This is a genomic window from Nostoc sp. ChiQUE02 (assembly GCF_034531305.2).
Classification (GTDB): domain Bacteria; phylum Cyanobacteriota; class Cyanobacteriia; order Cyanobacteriales; family Nostocaceae; genus Nostoc.
The window spans coordinates 1-21,146 of record NZ_JAVRBN020000059.1 but is presented as its reverse complement, the minus strand read 5'-3'; the positions used below and the strand labels follow the sequence as shown (position 1 = coordinate 21,146).

Sequence of the window (21,146 nt, the reverse complement as noted above, 5' to 3'; positions counted from 1 at the left end):
ATCCTTTGAACCGTAGACAAGATAAAACTTTCTTCTAAACCTACTGGACGTTCACAGCTTTGCAAGCAAAATAAACGTACAACTTAATCAATAAAAAAATCAAGGATTTATATTATAGATCCTACTTTTCTTACTTTTCTTACTTTTCCTACTTTTGTATTCTGAATATTAAACTACATACATCAAATATTGTTTGCGTAATAACACAATATTTGATACATTTTATAAAAATGAATTTTGATTAACTATGAATTACGTAAAAATAATTGAAAAGCCTATCATTCCGTAGCGGTAATCCATGAATTACTGCTGCTTACAACGTATTTTGCGTAAGTCCACGGTTCTACCGTAATTTTTATGCGGTAACAAAAAACGGGAAAATTTTAACGAGTGAAACGATAATATTAAGAAATAGTTTTAGAAAATCAGCACAGTTTACCGTTCATGGTAAGCTTTATAAATATAAATAATGAAAAACAAGAAAAACTTAGATTAAGTAATTTTAATAAAAAAACAATGTGGTATTTTTTACTATAAAGACGTTTCATAAAACATCACTACAGCTTAAAGATAGGTTAAGCGTCAATACAGTATCGTAAGTAGTTTATTCTTGCATTCTTTCGTATAGCAGTCACGCAAATAGCTGTACGCCGTTATGAGACTTCAACCGTGCATAAGTCGGCGTTCAATAGATAAAGTTGGTATCTTTTATGTATATTTATATTGCTGTAAAGCACCGCACATAATTAATTGCTTTTGTCAATAATCTAAATTGGTCAATTAATGCCCCAACTACAGCTAAAAATTGGTTCCAAGAGGCGCGATGACAAATTACAGATACCAAGTCAGTATACCCATGACGAAAATTGTTGAATGCTGTAATGGGTATACAGTTGCTGTAACTTATCGATAAACGATGCGATCGCCTTGATTTTCTAGGCATATCATCAAACACCAAGCGATCGCACACCAATGGTAATTGCACGCTATCCTCTAAAGATGAAGCCTCCACAAAATCAGTAGTAACTGGTAACTGATTAGTGCTAGGCGTTAGTGCTGGCTCTGTTACTTCTACTGGCTCTAAGGTCACTGATAACTCGTTGTTAGTCGCTGTTTCACTTGTCTGAAAGAGCAAATATTGCTTGAGGACTAGAAACAAATTTTTTTTCGTCACTCTCTCCCCTATGGCTTTTGAAAGAGCCTGCCACAACTGGGAGCCAGTATCCTTGATATGAGCGATACTATATGTAAAATTGGATGCCATGTCGCTATAACCGCGTCTGAGCCATGATTGACATAGAATCAAGCGCTCAAGGTTACTCAGTTGTCTAGAGAGCAGAGTTTGTTCTACAGTTTCCAGAACTTCGTCAACATTCATGTAGTGATTCCATTTGAATAGTACGCACATAGTAAGGAACGCTCTAGATTTTTATGCACCCGAAACAGGTAGTTAAAACAAAAAGGCTTTGATGCAGATATTACAAGGACAAGAGCAGAGTTAAGGAGAGCGTACATTCACTAAAACAAATTCACTATGTATTATTCAGTTGTTTAGCTCAAAGAAAAATAGATAAAGTTGGTATGTTTGTGTGAAGTTATCTTATTGCGAGCTAGAACGGCATAGTTAATTAGCTTTGTCAAGTATATAAATTGGTAAATTAATTGGCTAAATAGAAGCTACAGGTTGATTCAAAAAGACGCGAGCAAACAGAATTTTAAGATATTTAACTAAAGATTTCGTAGGTGTTTCTTTTCTTCACGCAGCAATTGATCGCTCATAGCGGAGCGGATGGTGGGGTGGCATAAACATTTTCAAAATTTAGATTTTTAAAGTTTTATAACGTAAGTAGGAAAAGTAAGAAAAGTAAGAAAAGTAAGAAAAGTAGGATATTTTGTATAAATCATTGACTGTTTTATTAGAATAGAGTAATCGTAAGTATATTAAGTTACATCCTAGATGAAAAACTTAACTAATACAGCTTAATTGTTACCTGAATAATATATTTTTTGCGAAAACAATAATGAAAACCAAAAGTTTAAAAGTTCATTCAGGCTACATTAATACCGGAAAAACAACAGAAAGTTTTCAATAAGTATGTTTAAAAGTTACTTACAAAAAACTAGATGATATGGTTATTTATAAAGTTTAAATAGTATAAACTCAGGTATCAATATTAAGTTCCACATCGCGTTATTTTAGAAAGGTATAGAAATTAAATGAGTACAGCAACTCCAACTATCAATCAATTAGTAACCCCTAACAATTGGCGGCTGCGTCCTGGTTATTCAAGTGAAGGCGATTCTGACTTTGAATCTATGCATATTCTCATCGGTCAATTTCTTGCCGATCGCCACTCTCCCGATCCTTTACCAGACACATCGTTACTCATAGAAAACGCCAAATTTCAGTGGGGATACGGCAAACCATTGGAGAAGGTAATTAACTCGCAGTCAGATTTAGAATTTCTGATGAAACACCCTTGTCTATTTCGCAATGCGATCGCCATCATTGAACCTTGGGAACACGTCGGACAAAATCCATTAGGAGAAGATGTTCGAGCATCGCTGAATGTTGCATACATCGCTCAAAAAATTGCCGATTGCGATTCAATTTTGTTTCCTGTATGGTCTTCTGGACTATTCGATCCTGATGTGGTGGTACCTTTGATTACGTCGGGGTTAGCTGTAGTAGTAGAAGGTGGCGATCCCTCAGTACGGGATGCTTCTACTTTTGAGGGTGGCAAATGTTCCCTCAACGATCTCCATTGTTTGGTTGAAAAGTTGTTGATCTCGCGATCGCCGACAAGTGCTTTAGCGCTGTTTATTTGTTTGGGACATCAACTGGCGGCGCAAGGACATATCAATTTGATTAAGCGGGCGGTTCAGCAAGTGCTGAGTTTAGAATATCTACCGAGAGACCGCAATGGCAAAATGTTAAAAGCCCTGAAGCGCGTTTGTCAACAAATTGAAACAGTTGGCAGTTCCCTAAAAATTACCAAGCGAAATGGACACATCATCGCCGAAGGCTGGGATCATCCAGAATTTGCTGTTGGGCCGAACGAACACAAGGAAGTTGGCGAACGGCGGTTGCATCACTACCAATCACCGGATGGAGACGCTCTTGATATTCCCCAAGAGCTAATCAGCACTCACGAAATTACGGCTGATGAATATGAAGGCGTGATTGACACCGCCATTGAGTATGAACGGGAAGTCAATATTGCCATGTTTCATTCAGATGAAGTTAATGAAGAAGCAATCTTATTTGCTAACTGGGCATACCGCTTGCTACATGATGTCATTATTCCCCATCGGTCGATTTTAGCAGGTAGTCGGCTGGCCTGGTTACTGAAACTGCCGGATGCGATCGAGATTTTGTGTTCTACTACCATTGACGATGAAATTGTTACCGAATGTTCTGCGACTTGCATTATCTATAAGGATTTTGAGAGTAAACAGATTCGGCGATCGTTTACATGTCAGTTTCACCCAGAGCTATTGTCCGATTTGCGAACAGTAGGAACGTGTGAACCACCTACTTATGCGCGGTTGAAGATAGATGATGGTGCACGGCTGTTTGCACGACTGTTATACGAAGGGATGCAAGAATGAGCGATCGCTTTGTGTATCTAAGTAAGTTCTCTTGAGTGTTGGGAGCGAATGGTTGTTCCCTAGCCAGTAAATAAGCGATCGCTCCTCGCTAACTTACCTTTTATTTAATTCATAATGTTTAATACTATTAGTTAAACTATGCTTGTTTCCTACGATTTAAATTTAGTAATTCTCTCCGTTATCATCGCTATTCTTTCTGCCTACACTGCTCTGGATCTCACAGAACGCATCACAAATGCTAAAGGAAACACCTGGATTGGTTGGTTAATTGGTGGTGCAAGTTCTATGGGAATTGGCATCTGGTCTATGCATTTTATTGGTATGTTGGCATTTCACGTAACTGTGCCAATTAGTTATGAGGAATTGATTGTTTTCATATCTGTTTTGCCTGCAATTTTGGCATCAGGGCTAGCCTTGTGGATTACCAGCCGCAAAACAGTACAAATTCCCAGCCTGTTAGGTGCAAGTCTGCTCATGGGGGCAGGTATTACCACAATGCACTATACAGGTATGGCAGCCATGCGACTACCTGCGATCGCCCACTATGATTTGCACCTAGTCACCCTTTCTGGTGGGATTGCGATCGCTGTATCACTGGTTGCACTATGGCTAATCCGTTACCTGCGTCAACAAAAACCCGTTATGTGGTGGCAGAAAATTGGTGCATCAGCATTAATGGGTTTTGCTGTACCGATAATGCACTACGTCGGGATGGCAGCAGTTTGTTTTAGTCCATTGCCATCATTATCTGAGCAGTTTCCGCCAGATGATACCAGCTGGTTGGCATCTTTGACCAGCGTTGCAGCGTTTTCGATTTTGAGTTTATCGCTCATAACCTCTTCTGAAACCAAAGTTGTCGATCGCACCGCAGAACTCGCAACAGCCAATGAAGAAATTATTGCCCTCAATGAGAGACTGAAGCAAGAAAACCTGCGAATGGGAGCAGAATTAGACGTTGCTCGTCAAATCCAAATGATGATTCTGCCTAAACCAGAAGAACTAGAAAATATTGCAGGTTTAGATATTGCAGGTTACATGGAACCGGCGGATGAAGTCGGCGGAGATTATTATGATGTGCTACATACAGATGGGGTAATAACACTAGGCATTGGAGATGTCACCGGACACGGATTAGAAAGTGGTATTTTAATGTTAATGACGCAAACTGCCGTCCGCACTTTGCAAGAAATTCGAGAAATTGATCCAGTCAGATTTTTAGATACCCTCAATCGCACAATTTATAAAAATGTGCAACGGATGAACTCGGAAAAAAGTCTCACCCTAGCCATTGTCAACTATACGGAGGGAAAAATTAGTATTAGCGGACAGCATGAAGAAACAATTATCGTTCGCAAAGGCGGACAGATTGAAAGAATTGACACGATGGATTTAGGTTTTCCTATTGGTTTAGATGAAGAAATTACTGATTTTATCAGTCATGCTATTTTTGAGTTAGAACCCGGCGATGGGATAGTACTTTACACCGATGGTATCCCAGAAGCTAAAGACATTAATAAAGTCCAGTATCAAGTAGAGCGGCTGTGCGAAGTGATCAGTGAAAACTGGCATAAATCAGCGTCAGAGATTAAGGATGACATTATTGCCGACTTGCGACGACATATTGGCAAGCAAAAAGTATTTGATGACATCACCTTATTAGTGTTGAAACGGCAAGCAGAACAAACTGACGAAGTAAAACAGGAATTACAAACAACTCTGACAGTGTAAATGTTAGCGAGGAGATATATCGCTAACTTCCTAATTAAACAAACACTAATCCTTCATCTACAAGATATCAAGTATATGACTCAACTACCTCAAGATGCTGCCAATGTAACTGAATTATTTGGTAATTTTATTACCAGCTTTCCCCCCGAAAATGATTATCTAGAAATTACCTTTACCCCTAGCTCTCGTCCGATTAAACAACGCTGGAAAAATAATCGCCTCTCCGCTCATTTTGTAGCAGATTACTTCACCAACTTTTTACCCTCTGACGAAGAAGATCCGAATCGAGAACAGAGGATTAAAACCAGCAAAGGTACAGTGAGTTACGTTGCCAACGAATTGTTAGAGAATGCCCTCAAGTTTAATAACGAAGATTCAAAATATAAAATTAGATTTGGCATTCAGTTCATTGAAGAAGCAGAGGAAGTAACGGCTGTAATTTTTACCACTAACAGCATTAAACCCGGTGGCGATCGCAAGTTAAAAATATTTATCGAACAACTGTTGACATCAGACCCCAACGATTTGTACGTGCTTCAAGTCGAAAAAAGTATTGAAGAAGACACTGAAGCTTCAGGCTTAGGTCTACTGACCATGATTAATGATTATGCTGCGGAAATTGGTTGGAAACTGGAAACTATTCCCGGAGATGCCCCAGTTGTGGCTGTCACCACAATGGTTCAAATTAAAGTGTAATATTGATTGAACCCACAAATAATAACCTTTAAACAGAAAAATAATGGATGCTCAAAAAATTAAAGGAGAGGATTACATCGTTCAATACGATCCTGATTCCAAAACAATTAACTTTCAAGGCGAATTGAGTCTTGGTGGGCCTAGCGAGTATGAACCAATTACAACTTTGCTCAATGAAGTGGCAAAAACTAATCCAGCAACCATAACTATAAACTTAAGAGAACTTACCTTTCTCAACAGTTCTGGCATCAGTATGCTGTCAAAATTTGTAATGGCTTTACGCAAGCAAAAAGGAACTCAGTTAATTGTCTTAGGCTCAAACGATCAACCTTGGCAAGGTAAATCTTTACAAAATTTAGTCCGCTTGCTGCCAGGACTAAAACTAGAAGTTATATAATCTTTCATCAATGCTGCAAGAATTATTACCATTTAAGGTTGATACCTGGCAATTTGTTGCTAGCAGTCTAGCGATCGCTATTGTAGGGACAGTTCTACTTTACTTCATATTGTTTTACGTTCTGCGTTCTCTGTTCCGCAAATTGGAAAGCGATATCCCCCTAGTTACCCTAAGTGTTTCTGCTTATCCGGCTTTAGCTGTGTTTGTATTAGCTATTTTCAAACTTACCTTTGAAAGTTTGCCTTCTATTAAGCTAATTGACAGCGTGGAAAATATTTTAGCAGTCGGACTAATTATCTCTATTAGTTATTGGATAGTCCAACTGTTTATTCAAGTAGTTATCTACTATCTGAAAGAATACACCCAGCAAACAGAAGCCATGTGGGATAACGTGCTATTGCCTCTTTTGGAGGCTGTAGTTCCTATTGTCGTTTACCTGCTAGCTGCTGTTTTTGCTTTACGAGACATTGGAGTTGATCTTACAGGTATTTGGGTAGCTTTAGGTGGTGCCACCTTTGTGATTGGGTTTGCAGCTCAAGGCATTTTAGCAAATTTCTTTAGCGGGATTGTACTATTAATTGATACGCCTTTTCAGTTTGGGGATGTTTTGCGGTTAGAGAATGGCTCAATTGCCATACTTAGAAAAATTGGGGTGCGCGTAACTCAGGTTTATGTACCTGATAAGCATTGCGATATTTATATTCCTAATAGTAATTTACAAAGTCAAAACATTGTTAACTTGAGTCGTCCAACTGCTTACTATCATTGTTTAGCTGAAGTAGATGTCTTATTGGATTACGATTTGAATGAGACTAAACGAATGATTGAAAAGATTATTTTAGCTCATCCTGATACTTTAGGAGATATCGATCGCAAGATGGAATTAATCGATAACTACTACACTATGGAGGAACTAAAAGAACAACAAAAGTTAGGCAAATTGCGCTTGTTAGCGGAGCAGGAAGTTAACTATAAATTGGAAGAAATTCAACTAGGACTTGACTCTTTGTTTGTAACTATTCAGTTTGCCGAGAAAGGCGGGATAACTCAAGATGAAATTGAGAACATTCAGCAAGAGTATCGAGGTATATTGAACTCGATGGGATTAGAGCCAATTAGGGAAACTCAGAATAATCGCGCCGTTTATAGTTTACAAGAAACCAAAGTCAATGACACATTAATTGAGTTGGTTCGGGAGTGGTATCGCTGCTGGATTCGCGATCCGAATCTGTTGGATAATGATAGTTACATGATTTCTGAGGATTGGGAGCGCAAGATTAATCTGCTGAAGCGACGAGTGCAGCGCTTATACCAAAAAATTTCTAATCCCCAGAGTGAAGAAACTCGGATTGATGATTATGTAATGGAACTGAATAAATGGTTGCGGGAACGCTTCAAAGAACCTCGACAAAAATGGCAGGAATCGCAAGTTTTAGTCAAGGGAACAAATCATACTGATGACGGGAAGGTCTATGCTGAGTTGAAGCTTAATTTCTTTGTCGATGATATTAAACTTGAGAATGGCAAGCGAGGCGATCGCACTAGCAGCCAAATTTATCAAGAAGTTTTAAATTATCTGAAAATTGCCTCTGTTAACCATACTTCTGAACAAAGAGAAGAAAAAGTGGAGAAAAAAGAGAGCATTACTGAACTAAGCGGTGCTTCCTTTAATGAGCTAAACCAAAATTTCTGAGGAGTATAGATCAAATGGATACCAAGGATCTCGGTAAAATCATGGCGTTTTTATGTTCTATTCCGCCGAATAGCAATCTCCGCTTGATGTTGCAATTGGCTTTAGCCGTTTCCGTTCCTCAAGAAAAGTATGAAAAGTTGTTATTACCTATGCGGCAAGACAAAGACTTAGGCTCTTTGTTAAAGGAAAATAATTTATTAATGAATTTGATTAACGCTGATGGTTCTCTAGAAGAATCAGAACAAAATATGTTAATGGAATTAATGGATAAAGTGGGGATAGTTGTCCCGATGAAAATGCAAATGATAGACGTAATAACCGAGGAGTTGACAGCTAATTTGGCTAGGGAAATTGAGGAGATAGAAGCTTCGGGAACAGTAGAAGGAATCTCTATATTATGGACTGAAACCTAATAGACAAAAATGAACATTTTTATGAAAACATTAAAGTATCTGAGATACCTAAAATTGCTGTGATTACAGCAAATATTGAACTGCCAAAACAGTCCAGCGCTTTCAAATTAGCATTGCGATCCCTGCCCTCATCGTTGCGGTTGTATCTATTGCTTTGTCTGCTATTCTGGTTCGCTACAGTGAACAGGACTCTTGGTATATAGCCTAAATCAACTCTCAGCTGAATTTGTCGCTATCATTCTGCTTCTAGAACTAGTATTAGCAGGACTGCCAGCCTGGATCGTTTTTGCAGAACAACTCAGTATTTCCAACTGCATCGCTTTTACGGTGATTCTGCTAGGAATTGGTCTGGCTTCACTCAGTCAATCGGCTTTGAAAACAGTCACAGTTCAATAACTAGGAAATCTGTAGTAAGTACTTAAAGAGAATTAATGACACTAATTAAAACCTATAAAATTAACACAAGAAGAATACAAAAATGAAATTTACTAGCTTTGAACTCAATGGTTCAGCATCGTCAACCGCAACTATTTTGGTTTTGACATCCGATTTTCAATACTTACCTGCAAAAGAATTTATCAGTTTATTGACAACAAGCGATCGCTTTCAGGTTTATGGATTCAAACCGGGGACGATCGCCACTCCTACAAGCCTAGTCAGCAGCGAGTGGTTCAATTTAAACTTAACTTCTCAAAAAAGAGTAGCGGAAGAATTGGATAGTGCGGCAGTGGCAGTAATTTTCATCATGCCGACAGACTTATCTGAAGTAGTATCGCTAACTCGTTCTTTTATCGATATAGCTCAACAGAAGGGTATTCGCCGTTTAGCTTGGGTTGCACCTGCTTGTCCAATTGAAACAAAGGTTGGCGAACAATTGGCAAAAGCCGAAAGCCTAGTACGTGGCTTGAATATAGAAACCCTCATCTTACGTCACGCACCTTTATTTTCCCAGATGCTGATGCTCAAAAGGGAATTGAGGTTTCGCCGAACCTTGTCCTTACCGCTTGGTAATACTACCTTACCTTGGTTAGAGCCAGAAGCGATCGCCCAAGGTTTATTCAAATGGTTGCATGGTAAAATTAACAACCCACCACCAGAAATATTCACAGGTTCTCATCAACTTAGTGGTGCCGATATCGCTTTAGAAATATCGGCAATCCTGCGACAATCTTTGTCGGCTCAACAATTTGCACGATTACGATTTGAAGCGATCGACCTCGATCGAAGTGGACATATTGACGCTCAAGAGTTGCTTCCTTACCTCTTAGATTTAGGATATAGCCACGATGAATGTCAATCTATCCTAGAACAGGCTGACAATGACGGAAGCGGTACGATTGATTTTAACGAATTTGTTTATGGGTTAGAAGCTCATTTAAACCGAATTCTTGCAGATGTGCCTACAGAAGTTCGCTATTTCGATCTACCACCATCCGCAGCCTTGCACGATGCGATGGCTCTGGGAATGAATGAAAAAGCAGCCCAATCTCAACTAGATTGGCTCCTAGCATTAAGTGAATCTGGATTAACCGATCGAGGAGAAGCATCAGCCCAATGGTTAGGGCGAAAAACTCTGGATTTGAGAGATTGGATTGCTCAACACATTCTGGAACTTATTAACGTCTATATTCTGCCGGGACGGGGTATCTTAACCATTAGTGAGGGGTTTGTCGCTGCAAAACCAGGAATAATTACACGGCTATTGCAAGCCAACGATCGCATGTTAATTGGAGAGCGATCGCTCGATGGCGAAGTGCTGGAGTGGTATTGGGCAAATGAAGATACAAATAACCTAGAGGAAGTTCGCTATATTCCTGAAAGCGGTGGCGCTCGTGTCCTCAGATTAAAGGATGGCAAAATTGCTAGTTTATCGGTGTGGGGACGTTGGAGTGGGCGACAATTAGCAATTGAGCTATTTTTTGAAGATAGAATTCTTCCCCGTTGGCAAGTAGCATTATTCCGCGAGTTAGGAGAACTGCAAATTGAGGAAGTAACAACATCGGGAGCCGATAGCGATATCGTTTGCAATTGTACGAAAACAACTTGTGGCAAAGTCAGAGAACTGATAGATACAGGTTTAGATTCTTTAGAAGGAATTGTTGAACAAACACAAGTAACAATGATCTGCGGTAGCTGTCAGCCTTTAGTGGAAGAAATGCTAGGTTCAGCAAATCTGGCTGTTGCCGAACTCGTGAACAAAGAAGACTTGGGGCGAGGGATGATGCGCTTCCAATTCCGCCCAGTTTACGAAGAAATAGTGGCATCGAAACCTGGACAACATATTCTGATTCAAGGACGAGTGGATAGTTCTTGGGTGACTCGTGCTTATACATTGAGTTCGCCAGCCGAGCAAACCCAGCAGTACGAAATCACGGTTAAACGAGAAGAATTAGGATTATTTTCCCGTTGGTTGTGCGATCGCACTGATGCAGAAGCTCTGTTTCGCATTTCTGGGCCGAGAGGTGAGTTTGTTTTAGAAGATGAAAACCCTGTCATCTTTTTTGCCGGGGGAATTGGTATTACTCCGGCGATCGCCATGATGCGAACCCTAGCTAATAAAGGCGATAAGAGCAAATTTCACCTCGATTTTTCGGCTCCCCATGCAGAAGATTTAGTCTTTCAAACAGAACTAGAGCAACTAGCCTTGGCTCATCCTAATTTAAGCTTTACAGTCCGAGCAACTAGGCAAACAGGTAAACTCACCCCTGAAGATGTGCAACGTCTTTATCCCTACACAGAGGGAACCGTTGCCTTTATGTGTGGGCCAGAACCCTTTATGGATGGAGTACGAAGCTATTTACAAACAGCAGGGTGGCCGGACTCTGCTATTCGTCAAGAATTATTCTCCTCGAAACTGAATGAAGAAGGCAAAGCGCAAACTTCCATCCCGCAGCGTCCAGTGGTACAAATAGCAGGCGGAATTACACCCATTGAGCAGATAAGCATTTACATCCAACCGATTAATTCCGTCGTTCAAGAAGCAGAGGTTTTTCTCAAGCAATGCTATCTCGAACAAGGTTTAGCTGAAGTATTCCTTCCCCGTTGGCAAGAAGTCAAGGAATCAATTGAGCGTACAGGCACTTACGAACATACCTTAGATGAGCTAGCTTACGGCACAAAGCTGGCATGGCGTAACAGTAACCGCTGTTTGGGACGCAACTTTTGGCGCAGTTTGCAACTACGGGATATGCGTCATTTACAAACAGAGGAGGAGATTTTTCAAACCTTAGTCGAACACATTAAGTTTGCGACGAATAACGGCAATCTGCGCTCGACAATTACAATTTTGAATCCAAATTTAAATATCAAAGTTTGGAACAATTTAATGTTGCGTTACGCCGGGTATCGTCAACCTGATGGCAGCATTCTTGGCGATCCTGCCAATGTGGAGTTAGCAGAGCAGGCAATTAAATTAGGGTGGACAAAAGAGTCTAAAACCCGCTTTGATGTCTTACCTTTAATTATCCAAGTAGGAGGAAGAGAACCCAAATTGTTTGAAATTCCCCCAGAAATTATTTTAGAAGTTCCGATTTCTCACCCTCGCTACGAATGGTTTGCAGACTTGGGACTGAAATGGTTTGGATTACCTGCTGTTGCTAACATGATGCTGGATATGGGAGGAATTCAATACCCCACACCATTTAACGGTTTTTACATGGGTGCAGAAATTGGTGGGCGGAATTTTAGCGATACTTACCGCTACAATATGCTACCCATTGTTGCCGAAAAGATGGGTTTAGATAACAGCGAAAACATTTCCCTTTGGAAAGATTTAGCTTTAGTAGAACTAAATATAGCTGTGCTGTACTCTTATAAACTGCATGGAGTAAGAATGTTAGATCACCATACCCTGAGCGATTCCTTTATGCAATTTGTGGATGAAGAGCAAAAGTGCGATCGCCACGTTTATGGAGACTGGGCTTGGTTGGTTCCGCCCCTATCGGGTTCAGCCACACCGATTTTTCACAGAGAATTTGAAAATCGCCTGCTCAAACCCAACTATTTCTATGTCCCAGATCCTTGGGAAAAAGACCCTCAAGCTGGTAAATGCCCATTTCACCATCAAGCATAATGATACATAAGTAGGAATATTATAGGGATCTTATTTGATTTTTGAAAGATACCTAGTGGCGTGACACAGCTAAAATAGTGCATTAGACGTAGGTTGGGTTGAACGAAGTGAAACCCAACATGAATCTCGGTGTTGTGTTTCGTTCCTCAACCCAACCTACAATTTCTCTTTGCTTTTGTAGTAACGAATTATATTCGCCCAATAATTTCCAAATTTCTCTGTTTTATTGCTGTAATTTCTATGGATTTTGAACGCAAAAATTGGTTTCATCTAGCCCTAAATTTCAGAGAATCTGTGATTCGGGATGTCAAAATTCAAGTATTTTTAAATATGGTAGTGGCTCTCATCATTACGATCATCTATAAACATGGCTATTTAGGTTTTAGCCAACCCATCTTAGCAGGCTTAATTCCAGGGATTGTTTTAGGATTAATCTTAGTTTTCCGCACTAATACAGCCTACGAAAGATTTTGGGAGGGCTGGCAAATCGCAGGTATGACTATATTTACAGGGCGTAACCTTTCCCGACAGATGTGGCTGACAATTCCTGATAAAACTTTAAAAGCTCGTGAAGAAAAAGCTGCTTGTCTGCGCTTAAATGCAGCTTTTTTTATGGCTATGAAACAGCATTTAAGGCACAAAGGAGTTGATGAACAGTTAAAGTCGATACTTTCTTTAGAACAATATTTAAAGTTGCAATATGTTAGCAATATGCCCTTGCAAGTAACGCAATGGATTGGCGGCTATCTAACTAAACAGTATAGCGAACAGCAGATAGATAGTATTCAATTTGCTGCTCTTAATCGCTTGCTAGATCAATTAGTTGAATGCTTATCACGTTGCGAACGCATTTTAGCTGCACCTATGCCTCACGCTTATTCAATTCACTTACGACATCTGTTAATTTTATATTGTTTTGCTCTACCTTTTCAGATGGTGAAAGATTTGCAATGGTGGACAATTCCAGTAGCAGGGGTAGTTGCTTTTGCGTTATTTGGCATTGAGGCGATCGGTTTAGAAATTGAAAATCCTTTTGGATGTGATGCTAACGATATTCCCCTTGATAAACTTTGTCATAAATTACACAAAGATATCGAAGAAATAATTGCGTATAAAACAGACTTAGACATCAGAGGCTCATGAACATCATTAATGCCAGTGACATTCTTAAGCACTACACCGAGCAAGAACGAAATTTCCAAAATCTTGACCTTAGCCGAATTGACCTCAAGGGTGCTGATTTAAATAGAATTAACTTGAGTCATAGCAACCTCAACAGCGCAGATTTAAGTAATACAAATTTAAGCGACACAATTCTAACTTGGACAGATTTGAATCGAGCAAACTTAAGACAGGCAAACTTAACTCAAACTTGCCTGCTATACAGTAGCCTTTTTTGGGCAAATTTAAATGAAGCTACATTAGTTAACGCCAACCTGAGTCATGCTCTTCTAAATCATGCCAATCTAACTTCTGCCTGTTTAAAGGGTGCTGATTTGACCGAAGCTTCTTTAGAAAGCGCTTGTTTAGTTCAAGCAACTCTTAGTCAAGCCAATTTACTCAAAGCCAGCTTGAAAGGGGCGGATTTGACGGGAGCCAACCTCAATGAAGCCAATCTGCGTCAGACAAATTGGGAAGGTGCTATTTTAAGCCAAGCCTCGTTGCAGCGAGTTGACCTAGAAGAGAGCCAGCTGAATGAGACAATTCTAAGGAATGCTGATTTGACGGAGGCTGATTTGGTTAAGGCTGATTTAAGATATGCCGATTTGACACAAGCAATTTTGTGCCAAGTTGCCCTAGAGTTAGCCAACTTAGTCGGCGCTGACTTAAGCAGTGCGACTCTAAAACGAGCCTCTCTATTTCAAGCCGATCTGGAGGGAGCAATCTTACATGATACTAATCTGGTTGAGACCGATCTCAGACATGCCAATTTTAAAGATACTCAGTTAATAGGTTCTAATTTTTCTGGTTCCCGCGTCAAAGGAGCCTGTTTTACAGACGCTCAAGGGTTAACTTGCCAACAGCAGCAGTGGCTCAGAGTCAATGGAGCTTTGAATATCCCAGGATAGCAAGTTGTTACTTGAATGAAAAAGATTCAGTCTACTCACTCTTGAACATACTCAAACAGAATTTTGAGATATTTATCTAGAGATTTGCATGGTGTTTCTTTCCTCCACACGGCAGTTGATCGCGCGTAATATATAGGATGGTGGAGCCGCATAAACACAACTTGGGGATGAGGTAATGCTTCTGCCTCGTTTGGCATAATTGCTACCCCCTGTCCTGCCGCAACCAGAGCAATCATAGAGGCATGGCTATCAGCAAACAGGTGTAGATTTGGCATGAAGCCAGCACAACGACAAGTGTCGCGGATGCGATCGTTTCGTCCGGGAAACTTTTCTTCAGACATTCCGATAAATTTTTCAGATGCCAGTTGAGCTAGATTAATTGAGGATTCATGTGCCAACGGGTGCGTATCTGGTAAAAGCGCAGCAATCTAGCACTTTCTTCACACATTTGACTGTAAACTCTTCGTCTAACTCATCGGGTGGATTGCCCATAAAAGCAATATCAATCGCACCATCTCGTAATGCTCTAACTTGTTCGCTAGGCGGCATCTCCTGCAAACGCACGGCAACTTCAGGATAGGCAAGTCCAAAACTGTGTAAGGTTTTACCAAGAAAAGTCTGGAGGATGGTTGGGATGTAACCAATAACTAAAGGCTCATCTGTGTTGCTGTAATGAGCTTTGAGGGTTTGTACAGCCACATCACTACGATTCAAAATATCTTTTGCTTGTTGGAGAAAAAATTTCCCCGCTTCTGCCAGTATTAATCCATCAGATTGTCTGAGAAATAGCACAATACCCAGTTCATCTTCCAGGTTTTTGATTTGACGGCTTAACGCAGGTTGGGAAATATACAGCCGGACGGCAGCACGGCTGAAGTTAAGTTCTTCTGCAACGGTCACAAAATACTTAAGATGCCGTAATTCCATGAATTGTATTGGGTATACTTAAAAGTTATAGCGGTGATAATTATAAGGCATTAGACTTTAAATATATATTAAGTTATCACTGTGATTTAATAAGAAATGCTAATCTTTTTGTCGGTTAACAGATTGTTAACCGACCATATCCTAGCCTAGCAACTTGCTATTTGAATGAGAAACATTGAGGAAATTGTTGAATTTGCGCTCCAGTTAGTGGCTACAGAAACAGGATTTTCACTAAGCTACATTCACAAGGTAATCCTGCGAGAATCTCTACGTGAAAGCAAAAAGACTTACGCTAAACTTGCTGAAGAAAATAAGTATTCTGAAAGCTATATTAAGTTCACAGTTGCACCCAAAGTATGGCAGTTGCTTTCACAGGCGCTCGGTGAAAAAGTTAATAAGACGAATATCTCAAAGCTGCTAGAACAACGATTAGAAAAATTCGCTGCTTTTGATAATCCTCAGATAACGGAGACAACAGCAGCAATGCCGATGGGGGGCTTGACTAGGAAAGGCTACGTTCTAGAATCTCCAGAAGGATGGATTCCCCTCGCTTCTTGCCTGTATATTGAGCGCTTGACAATTGAACAAACCTGTTATCAAGAAATTCTCCAACCCCATACGTTCATTCGTATTAAGGCACCTCGAAAGATGGGGAAGACTTCCCTGATTGCACGAATTCTGGATTATGGGAGCAGTCAGAATTACCACACAGTACGACTCAACTTACATCACGCCGGAACACAAGTATTTGAAAAGAGCGATCGCTTCTTACGTTGGTTCTGTACAAATGTCACTCGCCAGTTAGGTTTGGAATCTAAATTAAATGACTACTGGGACGAGGATATGGGAGCTTTGATGAACAGCACAATTTATTTTCAGGGCTATCTCCTCAAGGAACTCCCTAATCCTATCGTTTTAGCACTAGATGGCGTAGACCAGTTATTTGAGTACCCAGAACTCGCCAGTGATTTTTTCGTTTTGTTGCGTTCCTGGTATGAAGAAACAAAAGACATTTCAGTTTGGCAGAAGTTACGAATTGTAATAGCTCATGCAGTTGAAGTTTACATTCCTTTACCAACCCATCGCTCTCCCTTTAATGTGGGATTGGCGATCGAACTGCCAAATTTTAGCCCAGAACAGGTGCAGGATTTAGCCGAACGTCATAGACTTCAACTCACAAAGCCTGAACTTGAACAGTTAATGAAGCTTACTGATGGCTTTCCGTATTTAATTCGACTGACATTGTATGAAAGTGCCCGCTTGAAGATTCCTGTGCAAACGTTACTGAAAGATGCTATGAGAGATACTGGAATCTATCAACAACATCTTCAGTATCAGTTATGGAACCTGCAACAGTATCCTAAATTAGCTGATGCTTTTCAACTGGCTTTAATGGCTCCAATTCAGTTAGAGATTGAGGTCGCGTTTAAGTTAAAAAGTTTAGGATTGGTGTATCTTACCGACAATCAAGCAACTGTAAGCTGTAAGCTATATCGAGAGTACTTCCGCGAATGGTACGCTCAAGGATAAATATTCACGCCGACCTACTTACTCTATTTTCCATGCCCCAAGATAGCTATCAACTCGGCGGCGGTTTAGCCATTGATGCACCTACTTACGTACAGAGGCAAGCCGACTCGCAACTGTATGAAGCTCTAAAGCGAGGAGAGTTCTGCTATGTCCTTAACTCCCGGCAAATGGGTAAATCCTCATTGCTGGTACGAACCAAGCATCGCCTTGAGCAAGACGGCTTTCGCTGTGCTGCCGTGGATTTGAGTGTGGTGGGGAGCGAACAAATTACTCCAGTGCAATGGTACAAGGGGTTTGTCGGTGACTTATGGCGACAGTTGGGGCTAATGGAAACCTTGAACCTGAAAACCTGGTGGCAAGAACGCAACGATCTGGGTTTACTGCAACGCCTGCGGTGGTTTATTGAGGAATTGCTACTGGTGCAGTTTCCCCAACAACGGTTGTTTATCTTTGTTGATGAAATCGACAGTCTGCTAGGGCTTAACTTTTCGATTGATGACTTTTTTACCTTTATTCGCTTCTGCTATAACCAACGGGCAATCAACCCAAACTATCAACGCATTACCTTTGCAATTTTTGGGGTAGCAACTCCTTCCGATCTGATTCGAGACAGAACGAAGACACCGTTCAATATTGGGCAAGCGATCGCACTCAAAGGTTTTGAGTGGCAGGAAGTAACTCCTTTAATTCAAGGGCTAGATAAGACGGTGGAACAGCCAGCATCGGTTGTGAGGGCGATTTTAGACTGGACGGCGGGACAACCGTTTTTGACTCAAAAGTTGTGTCATTTAGTCGTGCAATTGAGTCAGCAGACAATTGGGAACGGTGAGAAGATGAGTATTCCACCAGGTACGGAATCGTTCTGGATTGAAAACTTGGTCAAAACTCGCATCATTGAGCATTGGGAATCACAGGACGAACCAGAACACTTGAGAACTATACGCGATCGCATCGACCGTAACGGTCAGCGAGCTGGGAGAATTCTAGGCATTTATCAACAAGTTTGGCAAGGAATTGAAATAAAAAGTGATGATAGTCAAGAACAAATTGAATTATTACTCAGTGGTTTAGTTGTTAAACAAGAGGGAATATTAAAAGTAAAAAATCGCATCTATCAGCAAGTATTTAATCTGCAATGGGTTGAAAAAAGATTAGCAGCCTTGCGTCCTTACTCGCAGGTGTTTGATGCTTGGGTAGCTTCAGGGCAGCAAGATAAATCCCGCCTCTTGCGCGGACAAGCTTTAAAAGACGCTTCATACTGGGGACAAGGCAAAAGTTTAAGCGATTTGGACTATCAGTTTTTAGCAGCTAGCCTTGAAGTAGACAGACAAGAATTGCAATTATTTTTAGAAGCGGAACGGATTAAGGAAGTAGAAGCGAGGCTGGAACTCAAGAAAAAAAATGCCAAACGCCAAACTTATTGGATTGCTGCACTTTCCTTGGCTTTAGCGATCGCGATCGTAGTAGGAATTTTCGCTTTTTTCCAGTACCAAAAAGCACTTCTCAGCCAACGCAATGAGCAAATAGAAAAAATTCAAGGCATGGCTAGATATTCGCAAGCTCTCTTTGCCTTAGATAAAAGGTTAGATGCCTTAATTGAAGCGCTTAGGGCCAGAAGAGAACTCAAGCACTTGCCCTCAATCAACCCGCAGACAGAAACAATGGTGGAGTTAGCTTTGCGACAGGCAATTTATGGAGCTGCTGAATTTAACCGCTTTTCGGGTTATGCCTCCGTCAACAACGCATTAGATGTCAATTCTGATGGCAAGATTATTGCTGTGGCAACAATCGGAAATGGTGTCCAAATTTGGCAGCGCGATGGCAGGTTGCTAAGTACCCTCAAAGGATATCAAGGCCCAGTTATAGGAGTGGCCATCAGCCCCAACGGTCGGCTCATTGCTTCATCAAACGGAGACACAACCGTCAAACTTTGGCGGCGTGACGGCACTCTCGTGAAAACTTTGACAGGGTTTAAAGCTGTAACTGGCAAAGTAAAGTTTAGTCCTGACGGAAAACTGATTGTTGCCTCCAGTGGGGATGGTACGATAAAACTTTGGCGCAGCGATGGCACATTGCTAAAGACCTTGAGGCATGGCGTGATCCTGACACCAGTAGTTTTTAGCCCCGATGGAGAGCTGATGGCCTCGGCTGCTGACAATGGCACTTTAAAACTCTGGAAGCGGGATGGCACATTACTGAAAACACTTTCAGATATTCAATCTCCTGTTTTCTCAATTGCCTTTAGTCCTGACGGCAAAATCCTAGCAACAGGCAATGGAGACGGCAAGCTGCAACTGTGGCAGCGTGACGGCAGTTTGTTAAAGACTTTCACTGCACACGATGCTGCAATTAACGCCCTAGCTTTCAGCCCAAATGGGCAGATCGTCGCCTCTGGCTCTGACGACAAGATGCTAAAATTCTGGAGCAAGGACGGTACTTCTTTGAATGCCATTAAAGGCCATGACAGTGGCATTCAAGATATTGCATTTAGTCCCAGCGGCGACACCCTATTCTCTGCATCTTGGGATGGCACTGTAAAACTGTGGAAATTACACAATCCTTTGCTGACAATTCTGCGGGGACATACAGCTGGAATTTGGGGAATCGCTTTTAGTGCCGACGGACAGTTAATCGCTTCATCAAGTCCGAAGGAGACGATCCTCTGGCGCAAGAACGGGATTAGCTATCGGCGGTTAAAAGAGCCAAGTCCTCGGTTTAGCTCAGTTGCTATCAGTCCAGATAGTCAAACAATTGCTACTGTTGGTACAGACGAATCGGTCAAGCTTTGGCGGAAAGACGGTACATTGCTGCATAGTCTCAAAGGGCATCAAGGTAATATTAAGCAAGTCGCTTTTAGCCCTGACGGTAATATGGTTGCATCTTCGAGTAGTGATCGCACAGTCAAACTTTGGCGGATAGACGGCACCGAAATCGCTACTTTTAGAGGACACACGGCTGGGACTTGGGGGGTTGCTTTTAGTCCCGATGGGTCAACACTTGCATCCAGCAGTGGCGACAAGACAGTAAAGCTTTGGCGTTTGGCTTCGCTTTTGAACAAGAAGCGCGAGCTAAATTCTCAATCAGAGGTCAAAAGTGAGGATAGCTTATTCAAGACTCTTCAAGGTCATACTAATACAGTCATTAGCGTAGCTTTCAGCCCTAATGGTGAATTGATTGCTTCGGTAGGTGAAGACAGGACGGCTAAACTTTGGAGCCGTGACGGCAAGTTACTGCATACTCTTAAGGGACATAATTCTGGGATTTGGAGTGTAGCGTTGAGCAATGACAGCCAGACAATTGCTACAGGGAGTAATGATGGGATAATTAAACTCTGGAAATCTGACGGTACATTGCTGACCAATCTAATTGGACATAGTGCTGGGGTTAAGGGATTAGCTTTCGCTCCTGACGGCAAAACTCTGGCCTCGGCTTCTGAGGACAAAACGGTAATTTTGTGGAATTTAGAGCAGTCTGTAGAGCTAGATAAGGTAGTAACAGCCGGTTGCGATTGGGTGCGAGATTATCTGCTCACTAATGCGGAGGTGAAGGAGGAGGACAGACATTTGTGCGATCGCTCTAATAGATAGTCCAGATACTTCTGTTTGAGCGCGTTCAAGAGTAATTGAGAATCTCCCAAATTCGGGAGATTCTTGTATCAATGAGTCTTGGCTTTTTACCTTAAGCAGGTTGAGAAGTTTAGACAGTCAATGGTTGCCCTTTTTCAATTGCTGCTTGTTCATTAGTTGATTGCTTGACTCTATCACGTAGACTTTCTTCTGGGTTAAACGAGAGAAAGCCACTTGCAGATCGGTCAGCACTCCTTGATTTTGCCAGATTGTCAGCTGCTCGTTATACAGAAAATCGCTCTTGTTGCGACAGCCAAAGTATAAACAAGCTTCGCCTAGTTGTGTTCCCTGTTTCTGTAAGGCTTCACGATATTCCATTAATAGTTGAATGGCTTGCTCAGATAGAGATAGCTAAACATATCGACCAAAAACTGAAGAAACCG

Annotated in this window: 16 protein-coding genes; 12 read left to right on the top strand and 4 right to left on the bottom strand. The window is 41.2% G+C overall.

Annotation, left to right across the window (positions count from 1 at the left end):
- Positions 1-718: 718 nt before the first annotated feature.
- A complete protein-coding gene (locus tag RM347_RS31780) occupies positions 719-1,378 on the bottom strand; it encodes a hypothetical protein (protein ID WP_322720684.1) in 660 nt (219 codons plus the stop codon).
- An 839-nt stretch (positions 1,379-2,217) separates the two neighbouring features.
- On the opposite strand from RM347_RS31780, the gene RM347_RS31775 reads away from it, so the two are divergent.
- The 10 genes from RM347_RS31775 to RM347_RS31730 all read left to right on the top strand — a co-directional run bounded on the left by RM347_RS31775 (position 2,218) and on the right by RM347_RS31730 (position 14,680).
- Entirely contained in the window at positions 2,218-3,612 is a 1,395-nt protein-coding gene (locus RM347_RS31775) for a hypothetical protein (protein ID WP_322720685.1), read from the top strand.
- Between the two features lie 138 nt (positions 3,613-3,750).
- Complete coding sequence (locus tag RM347_RS31770) at positions 3,751-5,340, top strand: MHYT domain-containing protein (protein ID WP_322720686.1); 1,590 nt, start codon at positions 3,751-3,753, stop codon at positions 5,338-5,340.
- A 75-nt stretch (positions 5,341-5,415) separates the two neighbouring features.
- Positions 5,416-6,036 carry a DUF6272 family protein gene (locus tag RM347_RS31765; RefSeq protein WP_322720687.1) on the top strand — a complete coding sequence of 207 codons (621 nt, stop codon included), beginning with the start codon at positions 5,416-5,418 and terminating at the stop codon, positions 6,034-6,036.
- A 43-nt stretch (positions 6,037-6,079) separates the two neighbouring features.
- The gene (locus tag RM347_RS31760; protein WP_322720688.1) at positions 6,080-6,433 is read left to right on the top strand and encodes a slr1659 superfamily regulator; all 354 of its coding nucleotides are present in this window, start codon (positions 6,080-6,082) and stop codon (positions 6,431-6,433) included.
- Positions 6,434-6,443: 10 nt separating this feature from the next.
- A complete protein-coding gene (locus RM347_RS31755) occupies positions 6,444-8,126 on the top strand; it encodes a mechanosensitive ion channel family protein (RefSeq protein WP_322720689.1) in 1,683 nt (560 codons plus the stop codon).
- 14 nt (positions 8,127-8,140) lie between these two features.
- Positions 8,141-8,539: a hypothetical protein gene (locus RM347_RS31750; RefSeq protein ID WP_322720690.1), complete on the top strand. Its 399-nt coding sequence runs from the start codon at positions 8,141-8,143 to the stop codon at positions 8,537-8,539.
- A 192-nt stretch (positions 8,540-8,731) separates the two neighbouring features.
- Entirely contained in the window at positions 8,732-8,935 is a 204-nt protein-coding gene (locus tag RM347_RS31745; RefSeq protein WP_322720691.1) for a hypothetical protein, read from the top strand.
- An 82-nt stretch (positions 8,936-9,017) separates the two neighbouring features.
- Entirely contained in the window at positions 9,018-12,611 is a 3,594-nt protein-coding gene (locus RM347_RS31740) for a nitric oxide synthase oxygenase (protein WP_322720692.1), read from the top strand.
- A 240-nt stretch (positions 12,612-12,851) separates the two neighbouring features.
- Positions 12,852-13,754 carry a bestrophin family protein gene (locus RM347_RS31735; protein ID WP_322720693.1) on the top strand — a complete coding sequence of 301 codons (903 nt, stop codon included), beginning with the start codon at positions 12,852-12,854 and terminating at the stop codon, positions 13,752-13,754.
- The gene (locus RM347_RS31730) at positions 13,751-14,680 is read left to right on the top strand and encodes a pentapeptide repeat-containing protein (RefSeq protein ID WP_322720694.1); all 930 of its coding nucleotides are present in this window, start codon (positions 13,751-13,753) and stop codon (positions 14,678-14,680) included. The genes RM347_RS31735 and RM347_RS31730 overlap by 4 nt, the downstream gene beginning before the upstream one ends.
- Positions 14,681-14,715: 35 nt before the next feature.
- Here the strand turns inward: RM347_RS31730 and RM347_RS31725 are convergent, their stop codons facing one another.
- Both RM347_RS31725 and RM347_RS31720 read right to left on the bottom strand, forming a co-directional pair.
- Entirely contained in the window at positions 14,716-15,078 is a 363-nt protein-coding gene (locus tag RM347_RS31725; protein WP_322720695.1) for a LysR substrate-binding domain-containing protein, read from the bottom strand.
- Positions 15,068-15,607 (bottom strand): LysR family transcriptional regulator, encoded by a 540-nt coding sequence (locus tag RM347_RS31720; RefSeq protein ID WP_322720696.1) that lies wholly within the window; start codon positions 15,605-15,607, stop codon positions 15,068-15,070. Before RM347_RS31720 ends, RM347_RS31725 begins: the two co-directional genes overlap by 11 nt.
- A gap of 165 nt (positions 15,608-15,772) precedes the next feature.
- On the opposite strand from RM347_RS31720, the gene RM347_RS31715 reads away from it, so the two are divergent.
- The gene (locus tag RM347_RS31715; RefSeq protein WP_322720697.1) at positions 15,773-17,137 is read left to right on the top strand and encodes an AAA-like domain-containing protein; all 1,365 of its coding nucleotides are present in this window, start codon (positions 15,773-15,775) and stop codon (positions 17,135-17,137) included.
- A 32-nt stretch (positions 17,138-17,169) separates the two neighbouring features.
- The gene (locus tag RM347_RS31710) at positions 17,170-20,724 is read left to right on the top strand and encodes an AAA-like domain-containing protein (RefSeq protein WP_322720698.1); all 3,555 of its coding nucleotides are present in this window, start codon (positions 17,170-17,172) and stop codon (positions 20,722-20,724) included.
- 117 nt (positions 20,725-20,841) lie between these two features.
- Here RM347_RS31710 and RM347_RS31705 read toward each other — a convergent pair whose 3' ends face one another.
- Positions 20,842-21,081 (bottom strand): hypothetical protein, encoded by a 240-nt coding sequence (locus RM347_RS31705; protein WP_322720699.1) that lies wholly within the window; start codon positions 21,079-21,081, stop codon positions 20,842-20,844.
- Between the last annotated feature and the right edge of the window lie 65 nt (positions 21,082-21,146).